At 57.3% G+C, this 10,422-nt stretch carries 9 protein-coding genes and 1 pseudogene; 5 read left to right on the forward strand and 5 right to left on the reverse strand.

Annotated elements, in window-relative coordinates; translation table 11 throughout:
• The 5 genes from uppS to rpsB all read right to left on the reverse strand — a co-directional run bounded on the left by uppS (position 1) and on the right by rpsB (position 4,029).
• On the reverse strand, positions 1-777 hold the full coding sequence (uppS, locus tag AB5Y97_RS09485) for a polyprenyl diphosphate synthase (RefSeq protein WP_005338574.1): 777 nt from the start codon (positions 775-777) through the stop codon (positions 1-3).
• Positions 778-849: 72 nt separating this feature from the next.
• On the reverse strand, positions 850-1,407 hold the full coding sequence (frr, locus tag AB5Y97_RS09490) for a ribosome recycling factor (protein WP_005338576.1): 558 nt from the start codon (positions 1,405-1,407) through the stop codon (positions 850-852).
• Positions 1,408-1,508: 101 nt separating this feature from the next.
• The gene (gene pyrH / locus AB5Y97_RS09495) at positions 1,509-2,243 is read right to left on the reverse strand and encodes a UMP kinase (protein WP_005338577.1); all 735 of its coding nucleotides are present in this window, start codon (positions 2,241-2,243) and stop codon (positions 1,509-1,511) included.
• Between the two features lie 71 nt (positions 2,244-2,314).
• Complete coding sequence (tsf, locus tag AB5Y97_RS09500) at positions 2,315-3,196, reverse strand: translation elongation factor Ts (RefSeq protein ID WP_005338578.1); 882 nt, start codon at positions 3,194-3,196, stop codon at positions 2,315-2,317.
• A 104-nt stretch (positions 3,197-3,300) separates the two neighbouring features.
• The gene (gene rpsB / locus AB5Y97_RS09505) at positions 3,301-4,029 is read right to left on the reverse strand and encodes a 30S ribosomal protein S2 (protein ID WP_005303470.1); all 729 of its coding nucleotides are present in this window, start codon (positions 4,027-4,029) and stop codon (positions 3,301-3,303) included.
• A 371-nt stretch (positions 4,030-4,400) separates the two neighbouring features.
• On the opposite strand from rpsB, the gene map reads away from it, so the two are divergent.
• The 5 genes and pseudogenes from map to AB5Y97_RS09530 form a co-directional block, all read left to right on the forward strand.
• Complete coding sequence (gene map, locus AB5Y97_RS09510; RefSeq protein ID WP_005338579.1) at positions 4,401-5,189, forward strand: type I methionyl aminopeptidase; 789 nt, start codon at positions 4,401-4,403, stop codon at positions 5,187-5,189.
• Between the two features lie 86 nt (positions 5,190-5,275).
• On the forward strand, positions 5,276-7,924 hold the full coding sequence (gene glnD / locus AB5Y97_RS09515; RefSeq protein WP_368157697.1) for a bifunctional uridylyltransferase/uridylyl-removing protein GlnD: 2,649 nt from the start codon (positions 5,276-5,278) through the stop codon (positions 7,922-7,924).
• A gap of 174 nt (positions 7,925-8,098) precedes the next feature.
• On the forward strand, positions 8,099-8,926 hold the full coding sequence (dapD, locus tag AB5Y97_RS09520; protein WP_005338581.1) for a 2,3,4,5-tetrahydropyridine-2,6-dicarboxylate N-succinyltransferase: 828 nt from the start codon (positions 8,099-8,101) through the stop codon (positions 8,924-8,926).
• A 127-nt stretch (positions 8,927-9,053) separates the two neighbouring features.
• Positions 9,054-9,437 carry a DUF3461 family protein gene (locus AB5Y97_RS09525; RefSeq protein ID WP_103251466.1) on the forward strand — a complete coding sequence of 128 codons (384 nt, stop codon included), beginning with the start codon at positions 9,054-9,056 and terminating at the stop codon, positions 9,435-9,437.
• A gap of 258 nt (positions 9,438-9,695) precedes the next feature.
• Positions 9,696-10,422: pseudogene (locus AB5Y97_RS09530) on the forward strand (IS1634-like element ISAs25 family transposase); the annotation flags it as partial.

Here is a 10,422-nt window from a genome sequence, read left to right on the forward strand (position 1 = left end):
TTAGCCGGTCTGCTGCTCGGCGATCAATTCCCGTATCTGTTCACCAGTGCAACCGAAGCGACGCTCGCGGGCAACGAAAGAGGCGACCGCCTCACTGAACTCGGCCTCGTTGAAATCGGGCCACAATACCGGGGTAAAATAGAGCTCGGCATAGGCGAGCTGCCATAACACAAAGTTGCTGATGCGATGATCGCCACCGGTGCGGATCAACAGGTCCACGGGTGGCAGATCGGCCATGCAAACCTCGCGGGTCAACATGGATTCATCAATGTCGTCAGCGGCCAGTTCACCGGCCGCCACTGCTTTGGCCAGCTTGCGGGCCGCCTGGGCGATATCCCACTGGCCGCCATAGTTGGCCGCAATGTTCAGGGTCAACCCCTTGTTATTGGCGGTCAATGCCTCCGCCTTGGCGATTTTGGCCTGCAACCGCTCACTAAAGCGAGCAGTATCGCCAATCACCTTGAGCCGGATCCCGTTGTTGTGCAGTTTCTGCACCTCACGACCCAGCACTGTGATGAACAGTTCCATCAAGGCACTGACCTCCCCTTCCGGGCGGCGCCAGTTCTCGCTGGAGAATGCAAACAGGGTCAATGCCTCGATCTTGGCGCGCGCAGCAAAGGTAACGGCCTCGCGCACTGACTTGACGCCCGCCTTGTGGCCATAAACCCGCATCTTGCCTCGGTTCTGGGCCCAGCGACCGTTACCATCCATGATGATGGCGACGTGACGGGGTAAAGACGAGTTGGCACAATCACCCAACGCAGCCAAAAGCGACATGTAATTCTCCCACAAAGACAAAAGCGCCGTGCAGGGGCACTACACGGCGCTCGTAATATACCTTTCAGACGGTTAGATTTCCATTAGCTCCTTCTCCTTTACGGCAAGGGCCTCATCGACCAGCTTGATGTAGGAGTCGGTCAGTTTCTGGATCTCTTCCTGGGCGCGACGGTCGTCGTCTTCGGAGATCTCTTTGTCCTTCAGCAGCGCTTTCAAATCAGCGTTGGCGTCACGACGGATGTTGCGCACGGCAACACGGGCATTTTCCGCTTCGGCACGGACGATCTTGGTCAGGTCACGACGACGTTCTTCGGTCAGCGGCGGCAGCGGCACGCGCAGGGTCTGGCCATTGCTGGACGGGTTCAGGCCCAGATCGGAGGTCAGGATCGCCTTCTCTACCGCCTGGATCATGGAGCGGTCAAAAATGGAGATGGAGAGGGTGCGAGCATCTTCTGCCACGACGTTGGCCAACTGTTTCAGCGGAGTGGCAGCACCGTAATACTCAACCTGGATGCCGTCGAGCAGGCTCGGGTGAGCGCGGCCGGTACGGATCTTGGACATTTGAGTCTTGAGCGCTTCTACGCTCTTGCCCATACGGTCCTTGGCGTCGTTTTTAATCTCGTTGATCACAGTGGTTTTCCTTTTGGCGAACGAGCCGCTACACGGCCCGTGTCTATCTTATTTACTGACGTGATGGATAGGATAAGAGCGCCAGGTGGCTCACTTTTATCTTATTTACCAACGTGGTGGATCAGAGTGCCTTCCGGTTCACCCATGACAACCCGGCGCAGGGCACCCGGTTTGTTCATGTTGAACACGCGGATCGGCAGATCATGGTCACGTGCCAGGGTAAAGGCAGCAAGATCCATCACCTTGAGCTCTTTTTCAAGAACTTCATCATAACTCAGTTCATGATACAGCACGGCATCCGGATTCTTGACCGGATCTTCGTTGTATACACCATCAACCTTGGTGGCTTTGAGCACCACGTCAGCTTCGATCTCGATCCCGCGCAGGCAAGCCGCAGAATCGGTAGTGAAGAAGGGGTTGCCGGTACCGGCAGAGAAGATAACGACTTTGCCAGCACGCAGCTGGCTGATTGCCTCGGCCCAGCTGTAGGAGTCGCAGACGCCTTGCAGGGAGATGGCAGACATCAGACGGGCATTCACATAAGCACGATGCAGGGCATCACGCATGGCCAGACCGTTCATCACGGTTGCCAGCATACCCATGTGGTCGCCCACCACGCGGTTCATGCCCGCTTTGGCAAGACCGGCACCACGGAACAGGTTGCCGCCACCGATGACCAGACCGACCTGAACACCCAACTCAACCAGTTCTTTGATCTCTTGGGCCATCCGCTCCAGCACCGCCGGATCAATGCCGAAACCCTCGGATCCTTGCAGGGCTTCACCACTCAACTTCAGAAGAACACGTCTGTATGCAGGTTTGGGATTGGTACTCATGTCACTGATTCCTGGTCATATAAAGACCGCGACATAAGTCGCGGTCTGGGGAAACGGAAAAACCGGTTCGATTAGGCCTTTTGAGCGGCCGCGATTTGGGCTGCAACTTCAGCAGCGAAATCGGTCTCTTGCTTCTCGATGCCTTCGCCCACTTCGAAACGGGTGAAGGAGACAACGTCAGCGCCTTCTTTCTTCAGCAGCTCGGCAACGGTCATGGAAGGATCTTTCACGAACGGTTGACCAGTCAGGGAAACCTCACCGGTGAACTTCTTCATGCGGCCTTCAACCATCTTCTCGGCGATCTCTTTCGGCTTGCCGGAGTTGATGGCGATGTCGATCTGGATTTCGCGCTCTTTGGCAACGACTTCAGCAGACACGTCTTCAGGCTTGACGAATTGCGGGCTGTTGGCAGCAACGTGCATGGCCAGATCTTTGGCCAGCTCGGCAGAACCACCGGTCAGCTTGGTGATAACACCAATGCGGGAACCGTGAACGTAGGTACCCAGGTTGTCACCTTCAACCAGCATCACGCGACGCAGGTTCATGTTCTCACCGATCTTGGCGATCAGGTTGGTGATGGTCAGCTCGACGGATTCGCCGTTACCGAAGTCAGCGGCTTTCAGCGCGTCAACGTCAGCAATTTTCTGGGTCGCAGCGATGTCAGCGATCTTCTGGCCCATTGCCATGAAGCTGGCATCTTTGGCGACGAAGTCGGTTTCGCTGTTCAGCTCGATCATGACGGCAACGTTGCCTTCGGTGCGAGCAAAGATAACGCCTTCAGCGGCGATACGGCCAGCTTTCTTGGCAGCTTTGGCCTGACCGGATTTGCGCATGTTCTCAATTGCCAGCTCGATATCACCAGCAGCTTCTTCCAGTGCTTTTTTGCAATCCATCATGCCAGCGGCGGTGCGCTCGCGCAGTTCTTTTACCAGGGCGGCAGTAACGTTAGCCATGTCCAGTATCCTCGGTCTTGAATTGACAAGAAACAGGGGCCACAAGGGCCCCTGCTAACCAATTACATCAGCTTGGTTAATAAGGGCTTTACAGTCCTTATCAATTACTCAGCTTCAACGAAGCCATCTTGTTCGGCTTGAACAACGATGTCCTGAGCGCGAGCTTCCAGTACGGTGTCAGCAGCAGCATTCAGGTACAGCTGTACGGCACGGATAGCGTCGTCGTTACCCGGGATGACATAGTCAACGCCGTCCGGGTTGGAGTTGGTATCAACGATGGAAACTACCGGGATACCCAGGTTATTGGCTTCTTTGATAGCGATATGCTCGTGGTCGGCATCGACAACGAACAGAACGTCAGGCAGGCCGCCCATGTTCTTGATACCACCCAGGCTCTTCTCCAGCTTTTCCATTTCGCGAGTACGCATCAGCGCCTCTTTCTTGGTCAGCTTGTCGAAGGTACCGTCTTGGCTCTGGGTTTCCAGATCTTTCAGGCGCTTGATAGACTGACGAACGGTTTTCCAGTTGGTCAGCATACCGCCCAGCCAGCGGTGGTTTACATAGAACTGGTCGCAACGCTCAGCGGCTTCTTTTACGGCTTCAGACGCGGCACGCTTGGTACCAACGAACAGTACCTTGCCTTTCTTGGCAGCTACGGAGCTGATGAAGTTCATGGCATCGTCAAACATCGGAACGGTTTTTTCCAGGTTGATGATGTGAACTTTGCTGCGAGCACCGAAGATGTAGGATTTCATTTTCGGGTTCCAGTAACGAGTCTGGTGACCGAAGTGAACGCCGGCTTGCAGCATGTCGCGCATAGAAACTTTAGCCATTTTATACCTCTGTATTGGGGTTAGGCCTCCACACATCCCATATAACCGACCCGTTAAGGCACCCCGGCATATGTGTCGATGTGTGTGTGTTGTTTAAGTAAGGGTGATGAAATCGGGACGCAAGTTCCCCATTCCGGCGCGCTTTATACCATAACTTTGTTCAGGACACCACCGGCCGACACCCTAAACAGGTGTAAATATGGATCCCGCCAGAGGATGCTGCGACGCCGATTTGACGTTGTGATGACAATCACACTGGAAGTACGCGGGGGTTGCGGATAAAATTTTGCCCTGATTGCAAACGCATCTATTTTTCATTACCTGTCCTGTCTGCCCTCGCAGGCCCAGCGGCAGGCCGCAAGAGAGATCCCATGTCCATTAAAATCAAGACACCGGAAGAGATTGAAAAGATGCGCGTTGCCGGCCAATTGGCCGCCGATGTGCTGGTCATGATTGCGCCCCATGTCAAAGCTGGCGTCACCACTGACGAACTGAACACCCTCTGCCACGACTATATTGTCGACGTACAACAGGCGGTTCCAGCTCCGCTCAACTACCACGGCTTTCCCAAATCCATCTGCACCTCGGTGAACGATGTGATCTGCCACGGTATCCCGAACCACAAGAAGCTGCGCGATGGCGACATCATCAACCTGGATATCACCGTCATCAAGGATGGCTACCACGGCGATACCTCGGCCATGTTCATCGTGGGTGAAACCACCCCGCTGCGCCGCCAGCTCTGCAAGGTTGCGCAAGAGAGCCTCTACGCCGCCATCAAGAAGGTGCGTCCGGGTGCCTGCATTACCGAGATTGGTGCCGTCATTCAGCCCATCGTCGAGAAGGCCGGCTTCTCCGTGGTTCGTGACTACTGCGGCCACGGCATCGGTGCCGAGTTCCACGAAGAGCCGCAGATCCTCCACTACCGCAACAGTGGCAAGCTGGAGCTGAAAGCGGGCATGTGCTTCACCATCGAGCCCATGGTCAACAGCAAGAAGTATCACTGCAAGGTCAATCCGAAGGATGGCTGGACCGTGACAACCAAGGATGGCGGCGACTCCGCCCAGTGGGAACACACCCTGCTGGTGACCGAGGATGGCTGCGAGGTGCTTACCCTGCGCCCCGATGACACTATCGACCGCTTCATCAAACACAGCTAACATCGAACCCCGGCCCTGAACTTCCAAAGCGCCGGGGTTTTTATTTCTGTTTCAGCCATTTGCCTGCCACTTGCGTGTGAGATGCCATGGACGCCAGCCTGCTTTCCCCCCATTTGTTACCCGATGATCAGCTCACTCGCGACAACTGCAAAGAGTACCTGAGCCGCTTTCTCGGCTGGCTGCACGCCCGTTTTGATGCCGGCGACAACATCATCGAGCTGGTCGCCACCCGCTCCGAGTACATGGATCAGCTGCTCTGCCGGTTGTGGCAGAAGTTTGGCTTCGACAAGAGCGATTTGACCCTGATCGCGGTGGGGGGCTATGGCCGCGGTGAGCTGCACCCCCACTCCGATATCGACCTGCTGATCCTCTATGATGGCGATGAACTGGACGAGGTGTTGGGACTGCGGATCGGTGAGTTCATCACCTTGCTGTGGGACCTCAAGCTTGAGGTGGGTCAGGCGGTGCGCAACGTGGCGGAGTGCCTCGAGCAGGGGCGCGCCGATATTACGGTCGCCACCAACCTCATCGAGGCCCGCTACATCACCGGTCGCCAAGAAGGCTTCCGGCAACTGAAAGAGGCCACCGGCCCCCAACACTTCTGGCCGAGCGAAGCCTTCTTTCGCGCCAAGCGCCAGGAGCAAGCGGAGCGTCATCAGCAGTTTCTCGGCACCGCCTACAAGCTGGAGCCCGATCTCAAGAGTAATCCGGGTGGCCTGCGGGATATTCAAACCCTCGCCTGGGTCGCCCGCCGCCACTTCGGCGCCACCACACTGTTCGAGATGACCAGCCACGGCTTTCTCAACCGCGCCGAGTATCGCGAGCTGCTCGACTGCCAGAATTTTCTCTGGAAGGTACGCTTTGCCCTGCACATGACCATCAACAAGGGAGATAACCGCCTGCTGTTCGATCGCCAGCGCACCGTGGCCCAGATGCTGGGGTTCGAAGGGGAAGGCAACACTCCGGTCGAGCAGATGATGAAGCGCTTCTACCAGACGGTGCGTCGGGTCTCCGAACTCAACGAGATGCTGCTGCAGCTGTTTGACGAGGCGATCCTCGGCAACACCGCCATGGATGTGCGCCGCCTCTCCGACGAATTCCAGATCCGTGGCCGCCTCATCGATGCGGTGGATGCGGAGCTGTTTAGCCGTGAACCGGCCGCTATCCTGCGCCTCTTCTATCAGATGGCCCAGCATCCCGAGATTGCGGGCATCCACTCCGCCACCTTGCGCCAACTGCGCGAGGCGCGCCGCAAACTCAACTGCTGGTTGCAAGACTTACCCGACTGCCGTCGCCTCTTTATGGCGCTGCTGCGCCACCCTAACGGCATCGGCCTGCCGCTCACCCTGATGCACAAGTACGGCATTCTGGCGGCCTATCTGCCCCAGTGGAACCTGATCGTCGGCCAGATGCAGTTCGATATGTTCCACGCCTACACGGTGGATGAGCACACCCACAGGCTGCTCAAGAACATTCATCAGTTTCCCAATCCGGCCAGTCGCCAGAGCCACCCGCTCTGCCACGAGGTCTTCACCCGGCTGCGCAAACCGGAGCTGCTCAGCATCGCCGCCCTGTTCCACGACATCGCCAAGGGGCGGCGTGGCGATCACTCGGAGCTCGGCGCCGTCGATGCGCTGGAGTTCTGCCAGCTGCACGGTCTGGATCGCTACGAGAGCCGACTGGTCGCCTGGCTAGTGCGCCACCATCTGCTGATGTCGGTTACCGCCCAGCGCCGCGATATCTACGATCCCGACGTGGTCACCGACTTTGCCCAGAAGGTGCGCGACGAACAGCATCTCGACCTGCTCTACTGCCTCACCGTGGCCGATATCTGCGCCACCAATGACACCCTGTGGAACGACTGGAAGGGCACCCTGCTGCGGGAGCTCTACTTCGCCACCCAGAAGGCGCTGCGCCAGGGGTTGGAGAACCCGCCCGACATGCGGCTGCGCATTCGCGAAAACCAGCGTCAGGCCAAGCAACTGCTGGCGCAACGGGATGTATCGGAAGAGGCAATCAATCAGCTCTGGGCCGATTTCAAGGCCGACTACTTCCTGCGTCACAGCCCGGAGCAGATCGCCTGGCACTGCCGCCATATCATCGAGCATGGCGACAATCCGGCACCGCTGGTGATCATCGGCAAACACCCTACCCGAGGCGGCAGCGAGGTGTTTATCTACTGCCGCGATACCCCGAATCTGTTTGCCACCGTCGCCTCGGCACTGGATCAGAAGAATCTCAACATCCACGACGCCCAGATCATGAACTCGCGCAGCAACTATGTGCTCGATACCTTCGTGGTACTGGAGCCAAGCGGCGAACCTATCAGCCCCAACCGCACCGCCACCATCAAGAAGGCGCTGGAGAAGGCGCTGCAGGAGCCGGGCAAGCTGGTGCTGCGCAACAAGCCGCTGTCGCGGCGCCACCGCCAGTTCAGCGTGCCGACCCGGGTGGTCTTCCTGCCCCGCTCTTCGCCCACTAAAGGGGAGAGCCGTCACACCCTGATGGAGCTGACTGCCCTCGATACCCCCGGCCTGCTGGCGCGGATCGGTGCCGTTTTCCAGCAGTGCGGGCTGTCGCTGCACGCCGCCAAAATTGCCACTTTCGGTGAGAGGGTCGAGGACTTTTTCAGCCTGACCAGCCTCGATGGCGAGCCATTGACCGCCGAGCAGCAAAAACAGCTCGAAGAGCGACTGGTACACCAACTCAACCCCCAGCAGTCGGTACTGGATTAAGCGAAGAGTGATTCGAAAGAGGCTGGTTGTCGGGCGTTTTTTGCCATGCCAAACAACTGGTTGGCGCACACCGGATGAAGAAATGGCCGCTGGCCGGAAGAATTCTGGTCAACCCCTTAAAAACAGTCGGAAAAGTGTGATACAACAAACAGAATTTTTTAAAGGAAACCTGTCATGACCGAGTTGCAACAGATCATTGAAGCGGCCTTCGAGCGCCGCGACACCATTACTCCGGGCTCCGTGGATAGCGCCACAAAGTCCGCCATCCTGCAAGCCATCGACCTGCTGGACTCCGGCAAGGCGCGGGTTGCCGAGAAGATCGCCGGTGAGTGGGTTGTCCATCAGTGGTTGAAGAAAGCGGTACTGCTCTACTTCCGCATCAACGACAACGGCATCATCAAGGGCGATGATGCCCAATACTACGACAAGGTTCCCCTCAAGTTCTCCAACTACACCGCCGAGCAGTTCAAGGAAGCGGGTGTGCGCGTGGTGCCGCCGGCAACAGCCCGCAAAGGCTCATTTATCGCCCCCAATACCGTGCTGATGCCCTCCTATGTCAACATCGGCGCCTTCGTTGACGAAGGTACCATGGTCGATACCTGGGCCACTGTCGGCTCTTGCGCCCAGATCGGTAAGAACGTCCACCTCTCCGGCGGCGTCGGCATTGGTGGCGTACTGGAGCCGCTGCAGGCCAACCCGACCATCATCGAAGACAACTGCTTTATCGGTGCCCGCTCCGAAGTGGTTGAAGGGGTGATCGTTGAGGAAGGTTCCGTCATCTCCATGGGCGTCTTCATCGGCCAGTCCACCCGCATCTATGACCGCGAAACCGGCGAGATCCACTACGGCCGCGTACCGGCTGGCTCCGTGGTCGTCTCCGGCTCCCTGCCCTCCAAGTGCGGCAAGTACAGCCTCTACGCGGCGGTGATCGTCAAGAAGGTTGATGCCAAGACTCGCGCCAAAGTCGGCATCAACGCTCTGCTGCGCTCCATCGACGAGTAATCAGCATTGCTGTGATGAAAAGGGCGCCTGATGGCGCCCTTTTGATTTTGGCGCCCCTGTCACAGGCAAGCCATGAGGCATCGGTTAAGATGGATGAGACAGGATCGTTTCAAACCGAGGAAGCCTGATGTACGAGAATCTGAAGAGCCTGGGGATCCAGGATCCCGCCTCCGTCGACAGCTATACCCTGCGCCAGGAGGCCAACCACGACATCCTCAAGATCTACTTCAAGAAGCAGAAGGGCGAGTTCTTCGCCAAGAGTGTCAAATTCAAGTATCCCCGCCAGCGCAAGACCATGCTGGTCGACTCCGGTACCCATGAGTACAAGGATGTCACCGAGATCAACGCCAACCTCAAGTATGTAGTGGATGAGCTGGACAACCTGACCCAGGGCGTCCATCAGCAGGCCGACTCGGATATCAAACAGAAGATCCTGCGCGACCTGCGCCATCTGGAAAAAGTGGTACAAAACAAGATCAGCGAAATCGAACGGGATCTGGAGAAACTCTAATCCCCTCGACTCGACAAGAGAGCGCCCGGTGGCGCTCTTTTTATTGGCTGGCTTTATGGGGCGATGGTGTTACCTGGCAATAGCGTGCGATAAGGTGAGCGGAGCACACCACCTTGTGCTGTTGGGCCACCATTGGGCAACCCGGCTCCTGCCACGATAAGACCTACAGCCGTCATTCCGCACCTGATTTTGCTATTTTCAGTGCTTGACGGCGATCGGCCGTTCTGATCTATTACTCTCTTTTGCAGGTAGATCATCATGGCCGCACCCGCTATCTCGATCCGTAACCTCGATCACCTTGGTTTGGTCGCCGCACTCTGCCAGGAACTGGGCATTGCCCGCATGATCGATGCCTTGCTCCCCAAAACCCCGCCTTTCAAGGTCTCACATGGTGAAGCCTTGGTCGCCATGATAGTGAACGGCCTCGGCTTTCACAGCAGCACCCTGCACATGTTCCCGCAATTCTTCGCTAACAAGCCGGTTGAGCGCCTGATTGGCCCCGGGATCTGTGCTGATGACCTCAATGATGATGTGCTCGGTCGCTGTCTCGATGCCCTCTTTGAGGCCGATGTCAGCGCCTTGTATCAGGTGATGGCGGCGCAAGTTGTCGAGCGGCTGGGGCTCAAAAGCACCGCAGTGCACCTCGATATTACCAGCTTCCACGTCGATGGCGCCTATGACTGTGCCGATGGGGATCTGGTCGGTAAGCTGCAACTGGTGCGTGGTTATAGTCGTGATCACCGGCCAGAGCTGAATCAAGTGATCCTTGAGCTCATCTGTGAAAATCAGGCCGGCCTACCTGTCTATATGCAGGCCCTGAGCGGCAATAGTAATGACACCAAAGCCTTTGCCCAGACCGTTCGTCGCCATTTGAGCAGTCTCAAGGCCGCGCAGGAGTGCCGTTATCTGGTCGGCGATGCCGCACTGTACTGCGCCGATACCTTGCAATTACTGGCGCAACAGCAGCAACTATTTGTGACCCGGG

This window comes from Aeromonas sp. R10-2 (assembly GCF_040908445.1).
Classification (GTDB): domain Bacteria; phylum Pseudomonadota; class Gammaproteobacteria; order Enterobacterales; family Aeromonadaceae; genus Aeromonas; species Aeromonas veronii.